The organism is Exiguobacterium sp. H66, assembly GCF_018618705.1.
GTDB classification, from domain to species: Bacteria; Bacillota; Bacilli; order Exiguobacteriales; family Exiguobacteriaceae; genus Exiguobacterium_A; species Exiguobacterium_A oxidotolerans.
The window spans coordinates 45,212-67,675 of the sequence record NZ_JACSMQ010000008.1 but is presented as its reverse complement, the minus strand read 5'-3'; the positions used below and the strand labels follow the sequence as shown (position 1 = coordinate 67,675).

Sequence of the window (22,464 nt, the reverse complement as noted above, 5' to 3'; positions counted from 1 at the left end):
TAAGTGTAGTGTTGAGTCCTAGGAGGTGGAAAGATGGCGCGATTGACAAAGTTGAAAGAATGGCAGGAAGCAGGATTGCTTGATGCAGAAACCGTCGATCGGATTGAAGCGTACGAACACAAACACCAAGTCAAAAAGCGGACGCCCTTACTGTTGATTGTCGGCTTGACGTTTGTCGGCTTGGCCTTACTCAGTTTTTTAGCGGCCAATTGGCAAGTCATTCCGGCATTGGTCAAAATCGGACTCGTTCTTGTCATCATGATCAGTTGTTATGTGCTAGCTGATATTTCCGAACGCCGGACGATTTGGAATCCGGTGGCGTTCCGGATACTCGGGATTCTCGCGTTCCTTGGTGCATTGATTGTCACGGTCCAAAGTTTTCATATGTCGCTTGAAAGCTCATTCATTGCCTGGGTAATCTTTCTTATGGCACTCGGTCATTTTTTCGTTTGGCGTCACGCTGCCTACGCTGTCGTCGCTTTTTTGGCGGGATTGAATATTTTTACGGGAATCGGCAGCTTCGGGAGCGAGTACGCTACGTTTCTCGACTGGACATCATTTGTTTGTTTGATTCTGATATCCGTAGCCTGGTTCTATTTCAGTCAAACGTTTCCATCACTGATTTTTAGCTGGTTGCTCCTCTACTTCGCAGGGTTGGAATTGTTTTTCCTCGTTTCCTACGAAGGTATTCTTTGGCCGATTTGGACTTTATTTTTCCTCGTTCCATTACTGTTACTTGTTCGGGAAGAGCAAAAGCGCCCGCTCCTCTACGCGCTCTATTTAGTCACGGCAGCCATTAACTCACTGGTCTATCTATCTGTCCGCGCAGAAACGACAACTGCTCCGATTTCGCTCGTCGAAACGATTTTACTTGTACTTGCCGCAGCGGCGGTCGGAAGTTTGATTTATGTACGTTACCGTCCGCTCCTTTTCATCGTCCCACTCGGTTTGGTCGGACTCTTATGGTTCGAGGAACAAGCGATCTTGATGGCGATTGTAGTTGAAGTGATGGCATTCGTTTATTTGATTGAGCGAGAACGAACCGGTCATCGTTTACTGATTCCGTTCGTTTATTTCATTGCCGTTCAACTGACGGTTTACTTCATTTATGCTTGGAATCGTCTGAATATGTCACTCTTTTTCCTAGGCGGGGCCTTACTCGTGTTCTTGATTGCCGGTGTGCTCTGGTGGATGCAACGACGTCGTGAAGGAGGTCAGTCGGCATGAAAAAGTACGGGTTTGCGTTTATTCAGACACTGATTGTTTTGCTTGTCGTGCTCAGTTTTTATGCGATTTCGTGGTTCGGAGAGAGTTACCGCTTCCGGGCAGAGCCGTTTGATCCATTTGATCCGATTTACGGGGAGTACGTCATGTTGCAGTATCCAGATTTAAAACCGGATGCTTCTGTCAAACAAGGACTTGTCTACGTTACGTTTATAACGGGGGAAGATGGATATGCAAGAATTGATAAAATCTCGAATGACCGCTTTTTCGGTTCGGTTGCTGGTGAGTATTACGATGAATACGTGACGATTTCTCAGCTGACTCAATATTATGTCGAACAAGGTACAGGGAAAGGGTATGAGGATGCAGAAAAATTAGAAGTCAAAGCCGATGTTTCGCCATGGGGAACCGTTCGGGCGACGGACTTGACAGTACGAAGCGAATAACAATAAACGAGAGGGTGGACCCGCTAGGGGACCATCCTCTCGTTATTGATTTCGTATTCAGTTAAGCAGATTTCTTCGCGTTCTCCCAACGCGGTGAGTTCAGCAATTCAATCCACTTCCGAACGGCCGAGATTGTAATGACGACAGCTAAGATGCCCATCGTGACGGAAAGAATCGTATTGAGGATGCTGAAGCCAGCTGATGCAGGATTCGCGTAGACATTTGCGACCATCCAGATATCAGCGAATGTCACGGTCACAAGCAAGTAGACGAGTGGGATGAACGTCGTTAAGGCATACACTTTTTTATCGGCAATCTTCAAAATGATTGTCGTTCCAATGATTAGTCCGATTGATGCCATCAATTGGTTCGAGACACCGAACAGTGCCCAGATGGAGCCGATGTCACCAGAGAATAAGAGGTAACCCCAGAAGAACGTCCCGAGTGCGCTCGCGAAGATGGCACCTGGAATCCAGTCAATCCGTTTGAGGGGTTTGTAAAATTCTCCGAAGAAATCTTGAATCAAGTATCGGGCGACGCGTGTTCCGGCGTCAATCGCTGTCAAGATGAAGACGGCTTCGAATAAAATGACGAACTGGAAGAAGTAGCTCGCGATTTCCTTGAACCAGGGAATCGCCCGGAAGATGAAGGTCATCCCGACTGCAAGCGATACGGCACCACCTGTTCGACCAGCAAGATCGAGTCCGATTTCACGTGACAATTCATCGAGGTAGACGGTACTCATACCAAGTGTCGCAAACACTTCGGGTGTCGAGTTAATCGCAAAATAATCACCGACTTCGAGTGATGTCGCAGCAATCAATGCCATGACAGCAACCAGACATTCGACGAGCATCGCTCCGAAGGCCACCGGTTTGATATCGCTCCAGCGGTTGATCATCTTTGGGGTCGTCCCGGATCCGACGAAGGCATGGAAACCGGAAATCGCGCCGCAAGCAATCGTAATCGAGATGAACGGCCAGACTGGTCCGGCGATGATGGGACCACCGCCATTGACGAACTTCGTAAAGGCAGGGAAACGAATATCCGGGTTGATGATGAAGACACCGACGATCAATGCGAAAAAGACACCGATTTTCATGAAGCTCGACAGGTAATCACGAGGCGCGAGCAACAACCAAACCGGAAGTGCTGCCGCGAAGAACGCGTAAATCGGCAGAGCAATCGCCAGCTGGCGAGAAGATAAGTCGAACCACGTGCCGATGAACGTATCAGTCAATTGTGGACCAAAGCCGATTGCAGCAAGAATTAACAAGAATCCGACGATGGAAGCAAAGGCGAGGTTGCCGCCTTTTCGTAAGTAAATCCCGACAGCCATCGCAATCGGAATTGTCGAGAAGACGGCGAATGTGCCCCACGGATTATGTTCAAGGGCGTGTAAGACGACCATCGACAGTCCGGCCATCGTAATTGTGATAATGAAGAGCATGGCCAGTCCGGCGCAAAAACCAGCGACTGGACCGAGTTCTTTTTTGGCGACTTCCGATAACGATTGACCATCTTGACGCATCGAAGCGAACAAGACGACCATGTCGTGCACGGCTCCTCCGATGACAGCTCCAATCAATAGCCAGAGCAGACCCGGCAAGTATCCGAATTGTGCTGCGAGAACAGGTCCGACGAGTGGACCGGCAGCAGCGATGGCCGCGAAGTGGTGACCAAACGAAACCCACTTATTTGTCGGGACATAATCTTTCCCGTCCGCTAACTTATGGGCCGGTGTTTCCCGGTCATCCTTGATTTTTAGAACTTTTGCGGCCATGAATGTGCCGTAGAGACGATACGCAATCAATAAAATACAAATGACAGCAATCACAATTGGGGTAGCGCTCACGTGTAGTTCCTCCTTCTCCATAGTGGTATGGAAGAAGTGTAACTTATATGAAAGCGCTTTCTTTATTTTACGAGATGAACGGTCGTTATTTTAGGATGAAGTGTCGGAAATCGGCGATAAACTGAAAAAAGGAAGCACTCAAATTCCGAGTGCCGCCTTTAAAACTTTGACATAGGTCCGACTGACAGGAACATCAATCGTATGAATTTTAATGTTGTAAGCACCGTTGAACCAAGGCTCGATGGCATCAATTGAGGAGAGGTTGACGAGGTAGGACCGGTGGACACGAAGGAATCGATGTTCAACTAATTTTCGCTCGAGTTCTTGTAACGTGTCATTCGATTGATAGGTTTGTTGGCGCGTGACGATGTTCGTTTTTCCACCCTCTGCGACGATGTAATCGATGGCATCTGGAGATAACAACTTTAATTGTTCACCAGACTCGACGGCGAGTCGTTCGATTCGGGGTGACTTTTTTAGCGGTTGTCGAATGACCTTTTCAAGCGCTCTTGTAATCCGGACGGGGTCGTAAGGTTTTAAAATGTAGTCATAGGCATTGAGCTCAAATGCTTCAAGCGCATGTACATCGTAAGCCGTTACGAAGAGAATCGCCGGGGGACGCGGCATCGACTGAAGTCGTTTAGCGAGGTCAAGGCCACTCCCGTCCGCGAGTTCGATGTCGAGGAAGACGATATCTGGTTGCAGTGTTCGGATGAGTTGTTCGGCTTCTAGTATACTCGCACTTTCTGCAATGACTTCGAGACCGGCGCGCGTGACGTGGTAGCGTAATTCGTCACGTGCAAGCGGCTCATCCTCAATTAGAATCGTACGCATAAGGCAACTCCTTTCCGGTTTCGATGGGCAGATGCATCGTGATTTTTGTTCCGTCCTCTAAGGGACTCTCAATCAAAAATGTACCTTGTTGACCGTATAGGCTACGGATTCGTTCAGCTGTATTGAATAGCGCAGTTCCTGTACCGGTCGACGGAACGACTTCACGTCCGAGCAGTGCGAGCCGCTCCTTCTCAATTCCTTGACCGTTATCAACGATTTCAAGTAGCAGTTGTTCCCCTATAATCGACGCCGTCACACCGACGTAACCGGTCTGATTTGGAAGGAAGGCATGTAAAAAGGCATTCTCAATCAAGGGCTGGAGGATGAAAGGGGGAACGAGAAGGTGTTCTGTCCCTTCAGCTAAATCAATATCGACAAAGGGGCGGTTCGGAAACCGCGCTGCTTCAAGTGAGATATAGGCTTCGATATGTTCCAGCTCTTTTTGTAGCGGGATTTTTGCAGACCGTGCACCTTGTAAATTGCTCCGAAAGAATGTCGACAGTTCGAGTAAAAGCACCCGTGCCCGCTCGACGTCCGTCCGGCAAAGTGCATAGATTGTATTGATTGCGTTAAAGAGGAAATGTGGATGTACTTGTGCTTCAAGGGCACGGATTTCGGCATCTTTGAGTAATCCTGCCTGCCGTTCAGCATTTCCAAGTGCCAGTTGGGTCGAAAATAGCTTTGCCAATCCCTCAATTAATTCGACTTCGACGGCATCGAGTGACTCCGGGTGCGGGTAGTAGACTTTTAACGTTCCGACCGTCGCAGCTCCAATCGTCAACGGGGCAATGATTCCGGCATGGAGAGGACAATCGTGCTTCGGACACCCAATCTCATTTCGATCAGTGACTAGACGTAATGCACCATCCGTCAAGACATGTTCCGTCGGACGCGTCGTCCAATGGGCACCGGCACGATGATGGTCACTTCCGACACCGACGTGCGCTAAAATGACGGAGCGATCTGTTAAAGAGACAGCATTGGCCAGAGTCTGTTCGAGTAAAACGGTTGCGACCGCTTCAGCAGTCTTACTATTCAATCCACGAGTCAACTGCGGTAACGTCAAATCAGCGATATGGAGCGACCGTTCTGCTTCCCGTGCCCGAACAGATTCTTCTTCCCGTGCCGCGAGACGAATGATTGACAAAAACAACCAAACACCTAACACATTGATTAATGTCATCGGGAGGAAGATGAATTGTACCAGTTCAAAAGCAGCTTCAAACGGTTTAGATAATAACAAAATGAGTGACATTTCGAGCACCATCAAAAATCCAGCTAGACAAATGGGCAGTAGCGCCTGACTCCCGAGACGATCGCGCCAGTAGGGACGTAACATTCCACTGATACCACCTGCGATAGCGGTTGAGAGAGCACAGGCGAACGCCGTGAAACCACCGAGCGAATAGCGGTGGAGACCAACGAGAATCCCGGTGATCGTTCCGCCGACTGGTCCCGCAAGTAGACCACTGATGACGACAATCATCGTACGTGTATTTGCAATCGCAGACGTTCCTTCGACTTCTTCGAGCCATGTATGGGATGAAAATTCGGCTAAGTTCACTTTGACGCCGGTATAGTTACTTAAAATGCCATATGTCGCAAAAAATAAGACGAGTACACTGAATTGCCAGCCGGCTTCCGGTTGTTTTAATAAACGACGTGTCGGACCCCACTGGGCGAGGATGAATGCCAAAATGATCATGATGCCCAGGCGTTCCAGTAAAAACGGTATCAATTCGAGCATGAAACCCCTCCATTCGTTTTTAGTGTAAACGCTACCGAAAACAAGAACAACGAAAAAAACGCCCTAGACAACGAGAGGTCATCTAGGGCGAGGGTGGTATAGGACTTATTGTGCGTCTTTATCGAACGTGATTCGAGCGATGGCATCATGTTGGTGAATCGTTTCTTCGTTTCGGCATTCGACGAAGAACGTTGCGATCGCATCCATTTCGTAGAGATCAGCCGCGATTAAGCGGACCATATCTTCGACGAAGCGTGGGTTTTCGTAAGCCATCTCCGTAACACGTTTTTCATCCGGACGTTTGAGGACCGGGTGAAGTGGTGCTGATGCATTTGATTCAGCCGCATCCAGTAATTCTTGTTTCCAGTCAAAGTCATCTGCCTCGTCACGAAGCGATGCTTCCATCGTGACGTAACCACGTTGGTTATGGGCACTGTACTCACTGATTTCTTTTGAACATGGGCAGAGTGTCGTGACATTGATCGTTAACCCGACCGTCAACGTTGCTTCATTCGTTTCCGTATCGACACTGACCGTTTGCCAGACTTCGGCATTCATCAGACCGCTGAGTCCAGTTACCGGTGCTTTACGCGTGAAGAACCATGGGTAGCGAATCGTTAATTGACCTTCAGACTGCTCCATCCGCTCGGCTAAATCGCGCGCGAACTGAATCAGTGATTCGTTCGTGACGACCCATCCTTCTTGATGGTACTGATCGAGTTGCTCCGTTAAGCGACTCATGTTGATGCCTTTACGGTCTTGAACGAGTGATGTCGAAAGCTCGAACGTCGCGACAGTGGCCTGCGTTTTGTCACCATCTTGGATGACGACAGGATGTTTGACGTTTGAAATACCGACTGCATCAAGTGCAAACAAGAAATTCTTTGGTGTATTTTGAAGATCAACCATTTTATCTTTTTCAGTAGGTTTTGTTCCTTTAACAGGGGGAACAGAACCGAAAAGCTTATGACGCTCTTCTTTTGTTGGTAGTGTAATCGGGTAGGTAGACATTTCAATTGGCCCCTTTGTCCTTTTGTATTTTATCAATAGTAATAACATGACAGGAATGCTAGAGACGAGCAACTCTGATGATTCCGCAAATGTGTTTGCACTATGTTGAACTGTTGATATGAATTTTATCATGAACTGCTAGCAAAACGAAACTAGCAAGGCTCAGAATCAACAGTTTGCTAAACTCATCATAAGGGACACTTGCAAGTCTGTACTGAATCGGATAGTATATGTTCATATGAACGCGTAAATCTTTTTTTAGTTAATGCCTTTGTGAAACTTATAAGATAGGAAGGAATGAAGTAGATGGATTGGCAGTTAGTACTACAATATGCCTGGGTAGTCGTCGTTTTAATCGCACTCGAAGGACTACTTTCAGCAGATAATGCGCTCGTCCTCGCCGTCATGGTAAAACACTTACCAGGCGAACAACAGAAAAAGGCTTTATTTTATGGTTTGGCAGGAGCGTTCGTCCTCCGCTTCGCGGCATTGTTCGCGATTTCGTTCCTCGTTGATATATGGCAGATTCAAGCACTTGGTGCGGCATACCTGCTTATCATGGGGTTACGGCATATTTATAAAACGGTCAAGGCACGACGGCTCGGTGAAAACCATGGGGCAGACAGTGAGCTCGATCAAGAACCGAAATCGGATGAGCCCGTCTCAAAAGCGGAGTTTTGGAAAACAGTCGCTAAAATTGAATTCGCCGATCTTGCATTCGCCGTCGATTCGATTCTTGCGGCGGTCGCACTCGCCGTCGCATTACCTGACTGGGGGACAAATGAAATTGGTGGATTGAATGCCGGACATTTCGTCGTCATCCTGACAGGTGGTTTGATGGGTGTCGTCTTGATGCGTTTCGCAGCGCGCGTCTTCGTCAGACTACTCGCAGAACGTCCTGGACTTGAAACAGCGGCATTCGCAATCGTCGCTTGGGTCGGAGTCAAGCTCGCCGTTCTTGCCCTTGAGCATCCGAAATATCACGCATCGATTGAAGGAACAATCTTCGAAGCGATGAAGTTACCGGAAGGCTTTGCTCACAGTACGCCATGGCAAGCGTTCTTCTGGACGGTCATGGTCGGTCTCGCAGTTTGGGGTTGGTTCTCTTCACCGAAAACAAAACCAAATCCAGATGCTGAGAAAAAAGTGGATCAACATCTTTAAGCGAAAGGCTCTCCGACTGGAGGGCCTTTTTTAGTGTGAACTCTGAAAAAAGGGGGAACATAGAAACACAAGGTTCAAGCTTCCGTCTTTTTCTTTTACAGGTACAAAGATTATAATGAACCTAGTGAACAAAAAGGGGATTCGTTTTTATGGATATTGGATTAATTACGCAGTATGCGACGGTCGGGCTCGTCCTGATCATCTTACAAGGATTGCTGTCGGCTGATAATGCGATGGTCATGGCGGTACTCGTTCGTCCTTTACCGGACGATCAACGAAAAAAAGCGTTGTTTTACGGACTAATCGGGGCACTCGTCCTTCGTTTTATCGCGATTTTCTTTGCGTCGTACTTAGCGACTGTTTGGGAGTTACAGGCACTTGGTGCAGCGTACCTCTTTTATGTCGCCTTTAAAGGAATCGTCGAGGCACGATCAAACAAACATCAAATACCGGATGCGATGGCATCCAAAAAAGAATCGCCGAATTTTTGGTGGACGGTCGTCAAGGTCGAATTATCTGATTTAGCGTTTGCCGTCGATTCGACACTCGCGGCCGTTGCCATGGCGACGACATTACCGATGGTCGGCGGGATGATTGGTGGACTGAACACGGGACAATTTTGGGTCGTCTTCTTCAGTGGGATCATCGGACTTGTCATCATGCGATACTTCGCAAGCTGGTTCGTTGTTTTACTCCAAAAACGACCAGGGATTGAAGAAGCAGCGTTTTGGCTCGTCGCTTGGGTCGGGGTTAAGCTCGTCATCATGACGCTTGCACACCCGACCATTCATGTCTTACCGCACGAGTTTCCGGAAAGCACGCTCTGGCAGACGATTTTCTGGGTCGTTCTCGGACTGATTCTTGTCATCGGCTGGTTTAGAAGTGGTGTCAAAGAAGAAAACTAATACAAAAATTGGACAGGGTCACAACTCCTCTGTCCTTTTTGATTTTGGGGGAGATTTCATGCAAAACGGTAACTTTATTCGGATGCTGACACGGATGCAGAACGTACCACGTTGGGATGAGTATGCTCCGCGTTTTCAAGACAACGCCGCAAGTCATAGTTTTCGCGTCGCTCTATTTAGTTTAATGGCGAGCTATATCGAACAAGAGCAGCAACCGGTTGAAATCGATCGCCTCCGCTTATTAGGAAAGGCACTGTTTCACGATATGAACGAAGTGATCACCGGTCCAATCAAACACCGGACGAAAAAAGAGCCGACACTTCATGATCACATTCAGGCGATGGAGCAACAGGCGAGTGAGAAACTCGTCGCCTTATTGTCGAAATCGCTTCAAACAGAATTTACGGACTATCTCGTCCATGCCGAAGATGACACGATTGAAGGGCAAATCGTTAAAGCGATCGATACGTTCGACGCGATGTTGTTTGCGAGAAGAGAAGCACGGATGACGGCGTCACCGTTCTTTGAAGCAAAAACGCTTGAACTGAAAAACTATTTACTCGAACACCCGTTACATGCCATCCGTCGCTTGACGACATCCGTCTTTGCCGAAGACGAGATGGCACATTTCATTGACAATGCATTGATGATGGATACGATTCGACGCTGGAAAGGGCGCTTCAATACGATTGATGACAATGACGCGACACATGCGTTTCGGGCGGCTTCCCTCGGCTTGTTCAACGGTCTGATCGAGTCGAAAAAGTACGGGGTTACGATCGATACGGCTGAAGTCGTTTCGCGTTTGCTCTGTCACGATTTAGTCGAAGGGACGACAGGGGACGTCCTCGGACCGGTCAAACATGCGACGCCGGTCACGGCAGCTGCCTTTGAGGCCTATGAACGGGCAGAAGGGGAGGCGTTGATTGGATTATTACCTGACGTGATGCGAACAGAATTTTATCGTTTTCTCGTCGAAGCGAAAGATGATACGTATGAAGGACAGATGGTAGATGTCGTCGATAAGCTCGATGCGTTGATTAAAATGAATATGGAACGCAAGTTGAACGGAGTGGAATATGAGACAGGCTACAGGGCGCAACTGAAGAAAGTCCAGACGGCTTACGAAAATCCATCTGTCGTCTTTTTCCTCGCCTATGTCTTGCACGACTTGGATTACGTAACGACTTAAGGAGGAAATCGGATGGCAGATGTTTCACTCGTGAAAACGAAACGACTTACCTTGATTTTAATTTTAGGGTCACTTGCAGCACTCGGTCCGCTCTCGATCGACATGTATTTACCTGCTTTCCCCGACATGTCCCGTTCATTCGGGGCGAGTGCGTCGATGATTCAATTGAGTTTGACGGCATGTATGCTTGGCATGGCGCTCGGTCAATTGATTGTCGGACCGCTTAGCGATGTCCGCGGACGGAAACGTCCGTTGATGCTCGCACTCGTCGCCTATCTCCTCGCCTCGCTTGCATGTGCGTTTGCTCCGACGATCGAAGTGTTGATTGCACTTCGTTTTGTGCAAGGGGCGGCTGGGGCTTCCGGCATCGTCATTTCGCGCGCGATCGTTCGTGATTTGTTTGAAGGACCGGAATTGACGAAGTTCTTTGCTGCTTTATCTCTCGTTAACGGGACGGCTCCGATTTTAGCACCAGTCATCGGTGGACAAATTTTACGGTTCGGTGATTGGCATGTGGTGTTTTATTTACTGGCCATCTTAAGTACGATGATGCTGCTTGCCGTTGCTTTCCGGTTACCGGAAACACTGCCGGTGCATCACCGGGTTGAAGGGAATCTCGCGACGACGGTTCGGACGTTCGGTCGTTTATTGACGGACCGCGTGTTCATCGGTTACGCCTTTGCACAAGCGTTCGTCATGGGTGCGATGTTCGCCTATATCTCCGGTTCGCCGTTCGTTTTACAAAATATTTACGGTGCGAGTCCGCAACAGTTTAGTTTCCTGTTCGGCTTGAACGGGATTGGAATCATCATCGCGGCTCAAATCGCAGGACGACTGGCCGGTCGCATCGATAGTGAGAAATTGATGCGGATTGCCTTAATGATTGTTGCGGCGGCAAGCATCTTATTGTTCCTCGGATTGACCTTATCCGATGCCTTGATTTTTGTCATGATTCCACTTTTCTTCGTTGTGTCGAGCGTCGGTCTGATTTCAACGCTTGGTTTTACACTTGCGATGCAAAACTACGGGAAGACGGCAGGGAGCGCATCTGCTTTGCTCGGTCTCTTGCCGATGCTCGTCGGTTCACTCGTTTCACCACTCGTCGGAATCATGGGCGAGGACTCGGCTTTACCGATGGGGTTGATCATCATGACACTTGATTGTGCAGCACTCGTCATCTACTATGTTTTGATTGTTAAACGGAAAAAGTAAACGGATTAAAACCGAGGAGCATTGCTCTTCGGTTTTTTTGTTTATCCGCATGAAAAATGGAAAAAGGAAATTGGTTTTTGAAACCATTTCCAAAAACTAGCGTACATAAAACTGAACGGATTAAACAGGAAAGGAGCACGAAGATGAGAAAACGACGTCAACCTGTCGCGGCCACGCCAAGTCAAGGAGCACTCGAAAGTTTGCTAGCGCGTCATTACGCGGCACAGAAAAAGTATGCACGGCGTTTGCAAGAAGACACCAGTCCGCGTGAGCGTGAGCTGGCACACCTGCTGTATGAAGAAAATCGGCATGAATACAAACGAATTTATCATCAGCTTTATGGCTCGAGTGCTTTTATCGAGGTGACAGAAGATGGACGTTAGTACGTTGTATCTCTATGCACTGGCAGCAGCAGGATGTGGCGTTTTGTTATCGGTCGTGTTCTCGGACCTGGTTCCGGGCGTCGATCAAATTTTTCATCCGACGTTGATTTTATCATTCGTCATTTTAACGTCGGCTTTCGGGTTCGGACTTGAGCATTTAACAGCCATGAGCTCATTGATGATCTTATTGCTCAGTGGATTCATCAGTCTTATTTTGACGACCTTAGTGCACTTGTTCATTTTTGTACCGCTTGCCGAAGCCGAGCAGTCGCTGGGTTTTTCCGAGCAGATGCTAGAAGGAAGAAGTGCAACGGTCATTTTATCGATTCCGAGTGACGGATATGGAGAAATTTTAGTCGATGACGTATCCGGACGGATTTCAAAATCAGCCGTTTTATTTGAAGGACCGCCACTCGATCAAGGAACGAAAGTCATCATCATTGAAATCAAACAAGGGGTGGCGCACGTCATGACCTACCCGAACCAATGGAAAGAGGAGATGTTTACGTGAATCCAGTTATTATTGTGGCGATTATCGCCGGCGCGCTCATTTTAGCGCTTGTTGCTCTATTTATCACGAAGTATCGGACAGTTGGGCCAGAAGAAGCGTTAATCGTGTCGGGAAGTTATCTCGGAAATAGTCCAAGTGTCAATACGGATGAATCCGGTAACCGCGTTAAAATCATTCGCGGTGGCGGGGCATTCATCTTGCCTGTCTTCCAACAGGCGACACCGCTCAGTTTACTGTCGAGCAAGCTCGAAGTAACAACGCCTGAAGTCTACACGGAACAAGGTGTTCCGGTCATGGCGGACGGAACGGCAATCATTAAAATCGGCAGCTCGATTTCGGAAATCGCGACGGCAGCCGAGCAATTCCTCGGGAAATCAAAGGAAGACCGTGAAAGTGAGGCACGGGAAGTCCTCGAAGGTCACTTACGGTCGATTCTTGGATCGATGACGGTCGAAGAAATCTATAAGAACCGCGATAAATTTTCGCAAGAAGTCCAGCGTGTCGCTTCACAAGATCTCGCGAAGATGGGACTGATCATCGTCTCGTTCACGATTAAAGATGTTCGCGATAAAAACGGTTATCTCGAATCACTCGGGAAACCACGCATCGCGCAAGTGCGCCGTGACGCTGATATCGCGACAGCGGATGCTGAAAAAGAAACGCGGATCAAACGGGCAGAAGCTTCAAAAGATGCGAAAAAAGCAGAGCTCGAGCGCGCGACTGAAATCGCGGAAGCAGAAAAAGAAAATCAATTGAAGATGGCAGACTATCGTCGCGAACAAGACATCGCGAAGGCGAAAGCCGACCAAGCCTACGACTTAGAAAATGCACGCGCGCAACAAGAAGTCACAGAGCAACAAATGCAAATCAAAATCATCGAACGGCAAAAACAAATCGAACTCGAAGAACGTGAAATTCTCCGTCGCGAGAAACAGTACGACGCAGAAGTTAAAAAACGTGCCGATGCCGATCGGTACTCGATCGAACAGGCAGCACAAGCGGACCGGGCGAAACAATATGCAGAAGCCGATGCGACGAAATACCGGATTGAAGCGTCAGCGAAGGCCGATGCGGAACGGATTCGCCTTGATGGTCTCGCAAAAGCCGACGCCGAGCGGGCACAAGGGGAAACCGAGGCGGACATCATCCGCCTGAAAGGTCTTGCGGAAGCAGAAGCAAAAGAGAAGATTGCCCAAGCCTTCGAACAATTCGGACAAGCGGCGATTCTCGACATGGTCATTCGCATGATGCCGGAGTATGCGAAAGAAATCGCGGCACCACTCGGTAACATCGACAAGATCACGGTCGTCGATACAGGGAACGGTGAAGGTGGCGGTGCGAACCGTGTGACGGGTTATGCGACGGACTTGATGGCGTCACTCCAAGAGACGTTGAAGGCTTCTTCCGGAATCGATGTCAAAGAATTGATTGAGAACTTTTCTGGAAAAGGGACAGCCAAACCGTTGACGGTCAACTTGAATCAAGGGGAACCGGTCGCGTCGGGAACGAAGTCTGAATGAAACCGAACGTTGTCTTGCCGATGCTGTTTCTGCTGGTTATCGTAAATCTGGTTGCCCCGCTTTCGGCACTTTTCCTCGTAGCAATCGGTTCGGCGTTCGCGCTGTATAAAGGCTATACATCAGAGGACGGAATCCAGAACATCTTCAACGTCAAGCGGGTTTCCTATTCGCTTCACCATCCGCTGACACGGGCGGAAGCGCTCGCTGCCGGTCTAATCGGTCTGTTGACAATAGATCTGGCCTACTTGTGGAACGGAATCCGGACAGGACTGTCCTTGCAAGATGTCGGCTATTTGTTCTTTGAACTGGTGACATTGCTTTTGTTTGTGTATGTATTGTTCCGCTTTTTGTTGCTCGGACTTTTTGAACCGAGAACAGAGCGGACACCGTATGCATCGAGACGATGAAACCGTGAAATGACAGGTTTTAAAAACAAAAAAATCCGGATGATCCAACCTTTTCTGATAAAGAAGAGGGGAATCATTCGGATTTTTTAGTGTGGATAAAATCAAGCGGCTGTCAGGCCGGCAAATCATAGCCGATGACAAGCAGTCCCGGTCCGGTGTGCGAACCGATGGCCGCTCCGGCAATCGTAATCAAGACTTCACTTGGAGAGAACTGGGCTTCAATCAATTGTTTGAGCATCTCGGCCCGTTCAATCGAGTCACCGTGACCGATGATGATGCGGTGTCCGTCAATCATCGGACGCGCTTCTTCCATCCATTCGACGATCCGGTTCATGACCTTTTTCTGACCACGAATCTTTTCTTTCGGGATCAACTTACCGTCTTCAACCGTCAAGAGCGGCAGAATCGATAATAATCCACCGATGAAGGCACTCGCACGTGACACACGACCACCACGCATCAAGTACTCGAGCGATTCGACCGTAAACAAGTGACGGATCGAATTCACTTTTTGTTCTGCATAGGCTTTTGTTTCGTCAAACGTATGTGTTTTCGCGAAGGCCGCGACATCAAGGACGAAGAGACCTTGACCGGTCGATGCTGTTTTCGTATCAATGACGGCGTACGGAACATCGGGATATTGTTCGGCGAGTTCTTCTGCGAGCATCGTTGCCGTTTGATAGGTGCCGGATAGATCACTTGAAAAAGCGAGATAGAGGAACGGTTCCCCTTGTTCGAAGTGCGCTTTGAAGACTTCCGCGATCCGCGTGACCTCGACTTGGAAAGTTTTTGGCGCAGCACCGTCACGCATTTTAGCATAGAGCTCTTCCGGCGAAATCGTTTCGCCGTCAAAATACGTGTCGTCTCCAATCAATACACCGAACGGCATGATTGTGATGTCATGGGCATCTAATAATTCTTGCGGTGCATCGGCACCACTATCGGTAATGAATCGTACCATTGCGTTCTCTCCTTTACTTACCTAGGGCTTTTTCGTTTCGTTCGAGCATCCGGCCCAGGTTTACACCGAATCGTTCATTTTCGACTTCATCGAGGACGGACGGGACTAAATTTGTGCCGAGTGCCATCAAAGCACGGTAAGCACGGAGTAAACAGTCTTCGACCGTAAGCGGAAGTTGAAGTAACTCCTCAAGAGAAGCCATCGTGTCCGGAATGATGACGGGATACGTGAATTTTGTTTCTTCTCCTTGCAGGGCGGCTTCATAAAAGTCGCGCACGAGTGCTGCGCGCTTGCTCCCGCTTCCGTTGACACATAAATAAATCTGAACGGCGACACCACCGCGGACACGTCGTTGCGAAATCCCGGCGAACTTTTTACCGAATATCGAAAGGTCGTAAGAGCCGGGGCAATATGAGCCGACGACTTCGCCAGCGACGATTTTCTCGGTTTCGTCTCTGAACATGTGCTGCACAAGGGCGAGCATCGCTTCGTAGCCGCTGTCGATATCAATGCCGCCCCGTTCTGGTAGGACAAGCGAAATGTTCAAGACACCTGCATCGAGGACGACCGCGAGTCCGCCCGAATTTCGGACGACGGGGTGAAAGCCGTGCGCATGCAAGACATCGATTCCTTCTGTTAAGTGAGGCAGACGGGCATCTTGAATTCCGAGGACGACCGTTTCATGATGCACCCAAGAACGAAGTGCCGCACCTTCTGTTGCGACGGAGGCACAAAGCGTGTCGTCCATCGCGAACGATTGGGTGGCATGAAATGTCGTTCCGAGTGACGTTTGATCAAAAATACGATATTGTTCTTGTTTTAAGAGTTCGATTCCCATTGGCTCGTTCCTTTTTTTGTAGATTTGCGACATCATTATAGCATAGCCAGTGTAAACTTTATGTAAGAAGCGGATGGTCTGACAGGAACAGACTGCCCCTAAATTGAAAACAACGAAGAGAACGACCAGATGAAGGGGAGAATGACATGTATCAGTCACTAGGTCAATTAAGAGAAACTAAGGTCTTTAAAGATCCGGTTCATCGTTATATTTATGTCAGCGACCAATTGATTTGGCAACTGATTGGAACAAAGGAGTTTCAACGGCTTCGTAGGGTCAAACAACTCGGAACATCCTTTTTGACGTTTCACGGAGCGGAGCATACGCGGTTTCATCATTCGCTTGGTGTGTATGAGATTACACGCCAACTGATTGATGTCTTTAACGGTCGGGCTGACTGGGATGATCAATACCGTGAGCTGACGCTCGCCGCAGCCTTGCTTCATGATGTCGGACACGGCCCCTTTTCCCATGCCTTCGAAAATGTCTTTGGTGTCGATCACGAGGAGTGGACGGAACGGATCATTCTCGGGGATACGGAAATCAAACGAGTCCTCGATCAAGTCGGCGAAGGCTTTGCGGAAGAAGTCGCCTCCGTCATCAATAAGACGCATCCGAACCAGTTGCTCGTGACGATGATCAGTTCGCAACTCGACGTCGACCGGATGGATTACTTATTGCGCGACGCCCATTTCGCTGGTGTCAGTTACGGGAAGTTTGATTTAGAACGCATGTTGCGTGTCTTACGTCCGGCACACAATCAGATGGTCGTCAAACAATCAGGCATGCACTCGATTGAAGACTACATCATGCGCCGGTATCAGATGTACTGGCAAGTCTATCTGCACCCGGTCACACGATCGAGCGATTACTTATTAAAAGCGATTCTCGAGCGGGCGAAGGAACTGTACACCTCGGGTTATGTGTTTGACATCCATCCGGTTCATTTGATTCCGTTATTTGACCAAACGATGGCGTTGAAGAATTACCTTGCGCTTGATGAAACGATTGTTTATTTCTATTTCCAACAATGGATGGAAGAACACGATGCGATTCTTAGTGACTTGTCACGTCGGTTCGTCAATCGAAAATTATTTAAGTATGTCGACTATCCACCAGAAAAGCGGGAAGCAATCCATGAAAAACTAGCAGAACTGTTCAATAAAATCGGACTCGATCCGGCATATTACTTGTTAGAAGATAAATTAAGTCGCCTTCCGTATGATTTATATGGAGAGAACGGAGAAATTAGTAAACAGCCGATCATGCTCCAAATGAAAGACGGGCAGAAAAAAGAAATCTCACAAGTCTCCCCACTCGTCGAAGCGATCGCGAATTCAAGACAGACGGATGAAAAGTTGTTTTATCCGCAAGAAATCTTGTATGACTTACGTGAGTTCGCTAATGAAAAGATGCAGATTGATCAACTGTTGCTCGGAGGATACTCAAATGAAACGAGTCATTGAGCAGATTTTAGAACAGGTCGGGTTATCCGGAATTGAGACGGAAGTTTTACCCGGGGCGACCTCGTCGCTCGTCGTACGGGCGGGCGACAGTGTTATCCGGATCCATACCAACCAAAACTGGCTGCAACAAGAACAGGACCTCGTCGCGCACGAGGTCTTTGCTTTAGGGGCGGCAGGTCCACTCGCCCCAAACGTCCTCAAGTATCAAGAAGCGTGGATCGGCGAGATTCCACCTTGGCTTCAGATGACGTATGTCCAAGGGGTGGTGCAACTTACGCCACTTGACGATCTGTATGTGGAGCGACTGGCACGGACGTTAATCGCAATTCATCGTTTGCCAGTCCCGGAAACCGCGTATGTGTATAAGCCCTATGGTAAAGCACGTGTCGTTCCGACCTGGGCAACCGAAACGACTGCTTGGAACTGGGCGAGCGCAACAGCACCAGCTTCTAGTAAACAGATTCGGTTCATCCATCGTGATTTCCATCCGGTTAATGTGTTATACGATTCAGGGGAAAAGTATAACGTAGTTGATTGGGTGAATGCATGTGTTGGACCGATTGAAGCAGACGTGGCGCATTGCCGACTGAACCTTGCTTTACTCGAGTCCGTCGAAGTTGCGGACCGGTTTTTAAAATTTTATCAGGCGATTAGCGGGCTTACTTACGATTGGAGATGGGACTTAAATGCTGTTTTCGATTTTGGACCTGAAACAATTACTGTTTATCCGGGGTGGGAGGCATATGGAAAGCGAAACCTCAGTCAGGACAATGTTCGGAAACGCCTGGAAAAATTTGTCTTGAAAGTTTATGAAAATAACGAAAGCGGTTACTAAATGAACTTTACCTATTGCAGTTCTGACGAATGTTGATTATTCTAGTACTTGGGACAGAGATTAAACGTCAGACATCGTACTTATGTACAACTGATAAACAACTAATAGATTGAGGGGTACTTCATGAAATATTTAATCGCGTTACTCGGACTGGTCGTCGTTTTTGGACTAGCTCTACTCGTCAGCAGCAATCGTAAAAGTATCAAATTGAAACCGCTTGCAGTCATGCTAGTGCTTCAGCTCGTTCTCGGATTCATCTTATTGAACACGTCGTTCGGTTATATTATCATCCGCGGTGTAGCGAGTGTCTTTGAAAAGTTACTTGGTTATGCAGCAATCGGAATTAACTTTGTCTTTGGTGGACTTGCGAATGAAGGGGCGCAACCGTTCTTCATCAATGTCCTCTTACCAATCGTCTTCATCTCAGCGTTGATCGGGATTTTGCAGTTCACGAAGATTCTTCCACTCTTAATGCGTGGAATCGGGTTCGTCTTATCGAAGATTAACGGCATGGGACAACTTGAATCATACAACGCCGTCGCCTCGGCAGCGATTGGTCAATCTGAAGTCTTCATCACAGTCAAAAAACAAATCGGTAAATTACCGGCAAACCGTCTCTATACATTGTGTGCGTCGGCGATGTCGACCGTTTCAATGTCAATCGTCGGTGCTTACATGACAATGGTGGAACCAAAGTATGTCGTTACGGCCATCGTCTTGAACCTGTTTGGTGGATTCATGATTGTTTCAATCATCAACCCGTATACGGTCGATCCAAACGAAGATATCTTGGAAATCGTCGAAGAGAAACAAACGTTTTTCGAGATGCTCGGCGAATACATCTTGGATGGATTTAAAGTCGCGATCATCGTCGGTGCGATGTTAATCGGATACAACGCATTGATTGGGATGGTCAACGACATCTTCTTGATGGTTCTTGGTATCTCGTTCCAAGAAATTCTCGGCTACATCTTTGCACCATTCGCTTTCATCATGGGTGTTCCATGGGCAGAAGCCGTCAGTGCTGGTAGCATCATGGCAACGAAATTGATCACAAACGAATTCGTCGCGATGCTCAGTCTTCCTGAGTACACGAAAGAATTCTCAGAGCGTACTCTCGGAATCGTATCGGTCTTCTTGATTTCATTCGCGAACTTCTCGTCAATCGGGATCATCGCGGGTGCAGTTAAAGGACTCGACGATCGCCAAGGCAGTGTCGCTGCGAGCTTCGGTCTTAAATTATTGTACGGTGCGACGCTTGTCAGTGTTCTGACAGCAATCGTCGTCAGTGTCATCATCTAATGAGAACTTAAAATACCCGCTGACATCGTTGTCGGCGGGTATTTTAGATTGTGGAAAAAGTCGATATTGGGAACTGCAAGCGTCTTTATTCGTTGCTTTCCTCGGACGAGGCGCAAGCCGTTGCTCCTTGATCCTCACGGACAATGAGCAGGGTCTTGCCTGCCTCTGAAAATGCGTTGAAAACGCACTTTTTCCCGTAGGAGTCAACGAACCGTGACGCTTTTTAGGTAATACCATGTAGGAAATCAGGGAAGACGGTTTAGAGTGCAATCCGTCTCGATATCGCATGTTCACGCTTCATAAGAGTTTTTCTACCCGCTGACATCGTTGTCGGCGGGTATTTTAGATTGTGGAAAAAGAAATTGTGGGCCAGACAAGCGTCATCTATTTTTGTTGCTCTCCCCAGGCTTACCTGGAAAGCGAGGATGTCGGAAGCATCCGCCACAAGAATTGATTTGGTTAGATGCATCTTGGTTTGCGGAGAAGGGGATGGTGGAATTGGTTAATACATCATTTTAGCGACTTTCGAGAAAGGGAGATGCTGAACGTGCTATTTATGTTGATCGTTAAAGGATCAAAGCGTGCAGAAGTGGGTGAGCGTCCAAGTCCTGAGCTTATGGAAGCGATGTCCGAGTACAATCAAGCGTTACGCGATGCAGGGGTACATGTGATGGCGAAAGGACTCCATCCGAGCTCGAACGGGATGCGCTTTTCTTATCGTGGACCTGGAGATCGACCGATCGTTACGGAAGGACCATTCATGCAAACAGAGGAATTGATTGCTGGATTTATTTTGATCGATGTCGCGTCACGAAAAGAAGCAATCGACTGGGCACTACGGATGCCGGATCCGCAAGGGCACGGTGAAGGGGAAATTGAACTACGACAAGTGTTTGATTGAAAGTAAGCAAACTAAAACATGACGATGAATCCAGCATGCCTGACGGCGCACTGGATTCATCGTCATGTTGATTTTTGAAATCATTGATGGGAAGCAATCCCCACGCGCTTACGACTGAAGAGGTGTTCGTTATAGGCTTCAAAAGCAAAACGGGCGACGTTGCGGCGAGGAATCGGTCCTGTCTCCTGTGTGAAGCGGGGTGCTTCAATTAAGAGATCATTGATTTCATCGTCTTCCGTCAATTGAGTCGGACAGATGACAGTGAAGTCAACGTCAGCATCCTTTAATGTCAAATAAGCTTTCAAATGATCTTCAGCAGCAGTCGTCGAGCGTCTGCGCGATTCGCTTGACTGGAAGCGGTACTTCCCGGGTTCTTCTGAGGCATCGAGAATGCCAGCCGTCCCGATGAAGATGATCCGTTCGATCTGTTGTTCCTTCATTTTCGTGACGAGATGGGGAATCGCTGTTGAAAGAACATGTTGCTGATCCGTACCAAGACAACTGAAGACGGCAGATGAACCTTGAATGACGTTCTCTAAATCTGTTACTTCCGTTGCATCTCCTTGAATGATCGTCAATTGCGGGTGCTCCGGTAACATGTGATCGGTCGAGCGGACGAGCGCGCGGACATTGTGACCGGCTTGTAACAATAAATCGAGCAAGGGGCGCCCTGTCCGTCCCGTTGCCCCTAAAAGGCTAAGCGTTGCCATCATAATTCATCCTCTCTCGTTCATGGTGTTATAGGTATAAGAAAGAAGGATGGTCGAGCAACACGCATCGTCCATCCTTTTTTAGTTCCTTATTTATCGGCAAACATGACGCCTGCTTGTCCATAGTCCGTCTTTTCCATTTCTTCGATGAAGACGGTAATGTTTTCTTTTGGAGCATTGACTGTTTCTGAGACAGCTTCTGTTACTTTTTCGATCAGTGCACGTTTTTGTTCGACAGTCCGTCCTGAAAGCATTTTAACGGTAACGTAAGGCATAAATCGTTCCTCCTAAAAACATAATGGCAATACGCCCTCAGTATACCGTATGGAGCAGGGGAGCCGTCAAACAGCGACATCGAAACACGAAAAGACGGGTATAAGACAGGAGTGGGGGCATGTAAAAGAGAAGTAGTCGAGAGGAAAACTTAGGATGAAGAGGTGACACCAATGGAAATGGAATCTGTTATACGAAAAAAGATTCATACATTGCTTATTTTCGACCGGGCATTACCAGAGGACACGACGTATCCACTATCGGGGACGAAGGGTTTGGAAGTCGCAGAAGTCATTTTTGATGAAAGCATTCCGTTTGGTCGACTTGTGACGGATAAAGAATTAGCGGCACTCGTTGGTACGCCGGAAGCGAAACGGTATGGAATGGTGACGTTACTTGAAGAGGATGACCGCTTTAAGCCCTTGTTCCAAAATCGGAAGTTACCGCCTGAGATTGAAACAGAAGTCGAGGAGCGTGTCCGGGAGCTTGCTAAACAACTGCGGGCGATTCGGTCTCGTTGCTCGTCGCTTGAACGCGTGATTTTGTTTGGTCGTGCGGCACAGACACTTTACGACCGGGCATTGACACGCTTGGAAGAATCAAATCCACCTGTGCATGAAGAATTGACCTCACTTGAATGTCTCCGTCTGCCGACGATTCGGCGTGTGACGAAAGAACAGCTGGAACAAGTGAAACGCTAAGCAGGACTTGCGTCAGCAGTTGAATGCGGTATGATAGAGGCAACAGCTGTAAAAGGGGTCGAGTAA

Annotated in this window: 23 protein-coding genes; 15 read left to right on the top strand and 8 right to left on the bottom strand. The window is 48.2% G+C overall.

The features are described from left to right. The first annotated feature begins 33 nt into the window (after positions 1 to 33). Both KNP88_RS12785 and KNP88_RS12780 read left to right on the top strand, forming a co-directional pair. Complete coding sequence (locus KNP88_RS12785) at positions 34 to 1,227, top strand: DUF2157 domain-containing protein (RefSeq protein WP_214894081.1); 1,194 nt, start codon at positions 34 to 36, stop codon at positions 1,225 to 1,227. Then, positions 1,224 to 1,670 carry a GDYXXLXY domain-containing protein gene (locus KNP88_RS12780; protein WP_214894079.1) on the top strand — a complete coding sequence of 149 codons (447 nt, stop codon included), beginning with the start codon at positions 1,224 to 1,226 and terminating at the stop codon, positions 1,668 to 1,670. The genes KNP88_RS12785 and KNP88_RS12780 overlap by 4 nt, the downstream gene beginning before the upstream one ends. Before the next feature lie 61 nt (positions 1,671 to 1,731). Here the strand turns inward: KNP88_RS12780 and KNP88_RS12775 are convergent, their stop codons facing one another. The 4 genes from KNP88_RS12775 to folE2 all read right to left on the bottom strand — a co-directional run bounded on the left by KNP88_RS12775 (position 1,732) and on the right by folE2 (position 7,117). Beyond that, entirely contained in the window at positions 1,732 to 3,525 is a 1,794-nt protein-coding gene (locus KNP88_RS12775; RefSeq protein ID WP_214894077.1) for a carbon starvation CstA family protein, read from the bottom strand. A 138-nt stretch (positions 3,526 to 3,663) separates the two neighbouring features. Then, positions 3,664 to 4,359 (bottom strand): LytR/AlgR family response regulator transcription factor, encoded by a 696-nt coding sequence (locus tag KNP88_RS12770; protein ID WP_214894075.1) that lies wholly within the window; start codon positions 4,357 to 4,359, stop codon positions 3,664 to 3,666. After that, on the bottom strand, positions 4,340 to 6,106 hold the full coding sequence (locus KNP88_RS12765; protein WP_214894074.1) for a LytS/YhcK type 5TM receptor domain-containing protein: 1,767 nt from the start codon (positions 6,104 to 6,106) through the stop codon (positions 4,340 to 4,342). Before KNP88_RS12765 ends, KNP88_RS12770 begins: the two co-directional genes overlap by 20 nt. A gap of 105 nt (positions 6,107 to 6,211) precedes the next feature. Then, a complete protein-coding gene (gene folE2 / locus KNP88_RS12760; protein ID WP_214894072.1) occupies positions 6,212 to 7,117 on the bottom strand; it encodes a GTP cyclohydrolase FolE2 in 906 nt (301 codons plus the stop codon). A gap of 306 nt (positions 7,118 to 7,423) precedes the next feature. Between folE2 and KNP88_RS12755 the strand changes: the two genes are divergently transcribed. The 8 genes from KNP88_RS12755 (at position 7,424) to KNP88_RS12720 (ending at position 14,411) form a co-directional block, all read left to right on the top strand. After that, positions 7,424 to 8,281: a TerC family protein gene (locus tag KNP88_RS12755; RefSeq protein WP_088836085.1), complete on the top strand. Its 858-nt coding sequence runs from the start codon at positions 7,424 to 7,426 to the stop codon at positions 8,279 to 8,281. Positions 8,282 to 8,430: 149 nt separating this feature from the next. Further along, complete coding sequence (locus tag KNP88_RS12750) at positions 8,431 to 9,186, top strand: TerC family protein (RefSeq protein WP_214894070.1); 756 nt, start codon at positions 8,431 to 8,433, stop codon at positions 9,184 to 9,186. 58 nt (positions 9,187 to 9,244) lie between these two features. Then, on the top strand, positions 9,245 to 10,378 hold the full coding sequence (locus KNP88_RS12745) for a YfbR-like 5'-deoxynucleotidase (RefSeq protein ID WP_214808810.1): 1,134 nt from the start codon (positions 9,245 to 9,247) through the stop codon (positions 10,376 to 10,378). Between the two features lie 12 nt (positions 10,379 to 10,390). Further along, on the top strand, positions 10,391 to 11,590 hold the full coding sequence (locus KNP88_RS12740) for a multidrug effflux MFS transporter (protein WP_214894069.1): 1,200 nt from the start codon (positions 10,391 to 10,393) through the stop codon (positions 11,588 to 11,590). A gap of 143 nt (positions 11,591 to 11,733) precedes the next feature. Continuing rightward, positions 11,734 to 11,973, top strand: coding sequence for a hypothetical protein (locus tag KNP88_RS12735; protein WP_029332376.1), 240 nt, complete (start codon positions 11,734 to 11,736; stop codon positions 11,971 to 11,973). Continuing rightward, positions 11,963 to 12,484, top strand: a complete 522-nt coding sequence (locus KNP88_RS12730; RefSeq protein WP_088836089.1) for an NfeD family membrane protein — start codon at positions 11,963 to 11,965, stop codon at positions 12,482 to 12,484. The genes KNP88_RS12735 and KNP88_RS12730 overlap by 11 nt, the downstream gene beginning before the upstream one ends. After that, entirely contained in the window at positions 12,481 to 14,004 is a 1,524-nt protein-coding gene (locus KNP88_RS12725) for a flotillin lipid rafts scaffold protein FloT (RefSeq protein ID WP_088836090.1), read from the top strand. The genes KNP88_RS12730 and KNP88_RS12725 overlap by 4 nt, the downstream gene beginning before the upstream one ends. Then, positions 14,001 to 14,411: a hypothetical protein gene (locus tag KNP88_RS12720; RefSeq protein WP_088836091.1), complete on the top strand. Its 411-nt coding sequence runs from the start codon at positions 14,001 to 14,003 to the stop codon at positions 14,409 to 14,411. The genes KNP88_RS12725 and KNP88_RS12720 overlap by 4 nt, the downstream gene beginning before the upstream one ends. Before the next feature lie 112 nt (positions 14,412 to 14,523). Here the strand turns inward: KNP88_RS12720 and KNP88_RS12715 are convergent, their stop codons facing one another. Further along, positions 14,524 to 15,372: a DegV family protein gene (locus KNP88_RS12715; protein WP_214894067.1), complete on the bottom strand. Its 849-nt coding sequence runs from the start codon at positions 15,370 to 15,372 to the stop codon at positions 14,524 to 14,526. Between the two features lie 13 nt (positions 15,373 to 15,385). Next, positions 15,386 to 16,210, bottom strand: a complete 825-nt coding sequence (gene lipL / locus KNP88_RS12710) for an octanoyl-[GcvH]:protein N-octanoyltransferase (protein ID WP_214894065.1) — start codon at positions 16,208 to 16,210, stop codon at positions 15,386 to 15,388. A 146-nt stretch (positions 16,211 to 16,356) separates the two neighbouring features. Between lipL and KNP88_RS12705 the strand changes: the two genes are divergently transcribed. From KNP88_RS12705 to KNP88_RS12690, 4 genes are all read left to right on the top strand, one after another. Beyond that, complete coding sequence (locus KNP88_RS12705) at positions 16,357 to 17,676, top strand: HD domain-containing protein (RefSeq protein ID WP_214894063.1); 1,320 nt, start codon at positions 16,357 to 16,359, stop codon at positions 17,674 to 17,676. Further along, a complete protein-coding gene (locus KNP88_RS12700) occupies positions 17,660 to 18,511 on the top strand; it encodes a phosphotransferase family protein (RefSeq protein WP_214894061.1) in 852 nt (283 codons plus the stop codon). The genes KNP88_RS12705 and KNP88_RS12700 overlap by 17 nt, the downstream gene beginning before the upstream one ends. Before the next feature lie 123 nt (positions 18,512 to 18,634). Further along, positions 18,635 to 19,813, top strand: a complete 1,179-nt coding sequence (locus tag KNP88_RS12695) for a NupC/NupG family nucleoside CNT transporter (RefSeq protein WP_029332383.1) — start codon at positions 18,635 to 18,637, stop codon at positions 19,811 to 19,813. A 538-nt stretch (positions 19,814 to 20,351) separates the two neighbouring features. Next, positions 20,352 to 20,714 (top strand): YciI family protein, encoded by a 363-nt coding sequence (locus KNP88_RS12690; protein WP_251137225.1) that lies wholly within the window; start codon positions 20,352 to 20,354, stop codon positions 20,712 to 20,714. A gap of 80 nt (positions 20,715 to 20,794) precedes the next feature. Here the strand turns inward: KNP88_RS12690 and KNP88_RS12685 are convergent, their stop codons facing one another. Both KNP88_RS12685 and KNP88_RS12680 read right to left on the bottom strand, forming a co-directional pair. Next, the gene (locus tag KNP88_RS12685) at positions 20,795 to 21,424 is read right to left on the bottom strand and encodes an NAD(P)-dependent oxidoreductase (protein ID WP_159173978.1); all 630 of its coding nucleotides are present in this window, start codon (positions 21,422 to 21,424) and stop codon (positions 20,795 to 20,797) included. A gap of 89 nt (positions 21,425 to 21,513) precedes the next feature. After that, positions 21,514 to 21,699 (bottom strand): 2-hydroxymuconate tautomerase, encoded by a 186-nt coding sequence (locus KNP88_RS12680; RefSeq protein WP_029332386.1) that lies wholly within the window; start codon positions 21,697 to 21,699, stop codon positions 21,514 to 21,516. A gap of 171 nt (positions 21,700 to 21,870) precedes the next feature. On the opposite strand from KNP88_RS12680, the gene KNP88_RS12675 reads away from it, so the two are divergent. Further along, entirely contained in the window at positions 21,871 to 22,398 is a 528-nt protein-coding gene (locus KNP88_RS12675) for a hypothetical protein (protein WP_214767698.1), read from the top strand. The last annotated feature ends 66 nt before the right edge of the window (positions 22,399 to 22,464 follow it).

Excerpts from the sequence above, each read along its gene's own strand:
- KNP88_RS12785 (WP_214894081.1), top strand. The coding sequence starts at position 34 with ATGGCGCGATTGACAAAGTTGAAAGAATGGCAGGAAGCAGGATTGCTT.
- KNP88_RS12780 (WP_214894079.1), top strand. The coding sequence starts at position 1,224 with ATGAAAAAGTACGGGTTTGCGTTTATTCAGACACTGATTGTTTTGCTT.
- KNP88_RS12770 (WP_214894075.1), bottom strand. The coding sequence starts at position 4,359 with ATGCGTACGATTCTAATTGAGGATGAGCCGCTTGCACGTGACGAATTA.
- KNP88_RS12765 (WP_214894074.1), bottom strand. The coding sequence starts at position 6,106 with ATGCTCGAATTGATACCGTTTTTACTGGAACGCCTGGGCATCATGATC.
- folE2 (WP_214894072.1), bottom strand. The coding sequence starts at position 7,117 with ATGTCTACCTACCCGATTACACTACCAACAAAAGAAGAGCGTCATAAG.
- KNP88_RS12755 (WP_088836085.1), top strand. The coding sequence starts at position 7,424 with ATGGATTGGCAGTTAGTACTACAATATGCCTGGGTAGTCGTCGTTTTA.
- KNP88_RS12750 (WP_214894070.1), top strand. The coding sequence starts at position 8,431 with ATGGATATTGGATTAATTACGCAGTATGCGACGGTCGGGCTCGTCCTG.
- KNP88_RS12745 (WP_214808810.1), top strand. The coding sequence starts at position 9,245 with ATGCAAAACGGTAACTTTATTCGGATGCTGACACGGATGCAGAACGTA.
- KNP88_RS12740 (WP_214894069.1), top strand. The coding sequence starts at position 10,391 with ATGGCAGATGTTTCACTCGTGAAAACGAAACGACTTACCTTGATTTTA.
- KNP88_RS12735 (WP_029332376.1), top strand. The coding sequence starts at position 11,734 with ATGAGAAAACGACGTCAACCTGTCGCGGCCACGCCAAGTCAAGGAGCA.
- KNP88_RS12730 (WP_088836089.1), top strand. The coding sequence starts at position 11,963 with ATGGACGTTAGTACGTTGTATCTCTATGCACTGGCAGCAGCAGGATGT.
- KNP88_RS12720 (WP_088836091.1), top strand. The coding sequence starts at position 14,001 with ATGAAACCGAACGTTGTCTTGCCGATGCTGTTTCTGCTGGTTATCGTA.
- KNP88_RS12715 (WP_214894067.1), bottom strand. The coding sequence starts at position 15,372 with ATGGTACGATTCATTACCGATAGTGGTGCCGATGCACCGCAAGAATTA.
- lipL (WP_214894065.1), bottom strand. The coding sequence starts at position 16,210 with ATGGGAATCGAACTCTTAAAACAAGAACAATATCGTATTTTTGATCAA.
- KNP88_RS12705 (WP_214894063.1), top strand. The coding sequence starts at position 16,357 with ATGTATCAGTCACTAGGTCAATTAAGAGAAACTAAGGTCTTTAAAGAT.
- KNP88_RS12700 (WP_214894061.1), top strand. The coding sequence starts at position 17,660 with ATGAAACGAGTCATTGAGCAGATTTTAGAACAGGTCGGGTTATCCGGA.
- KNP88_RS12695 (WP_029332383.1), top strand. The coding sequence starts at position 18,635 with ATGAAATATTTAATCGCGTTACTCGGACTGGTCGTCGTTTTTGGACTA.
- KNP88_RS12690 (WP_251137225.1), top strand. The coding sequence starts at position 20,352 with ATGCTGAACGTGCTATTTATGTTGATCGTTAAAGGATCAAAGCGTGCA.
- KNP88_RS12685 (WP_159173978.1), bottom strand. The coding sequence starts at position 21,424 with ATGGCAACGCTTAGCCTTTTAGGGGCAACGGGACGGACAGGGCGCCCC.
- KNP88_RS12680 (WP_029332386.1), bottom strand. The coding sequence starts at position 21,699 with ATGCCTTACGTTACCGTTAAAATGCTTTCAGGACGGACTGTCGAACAA.
- KNP88_RS12675 (WP_214767698.1), top strand. The coding sequence starts at position 21,871 with ATGGAAATGGAATCTGTTATACGAAAAAAGATTCATACATTGCTTATT.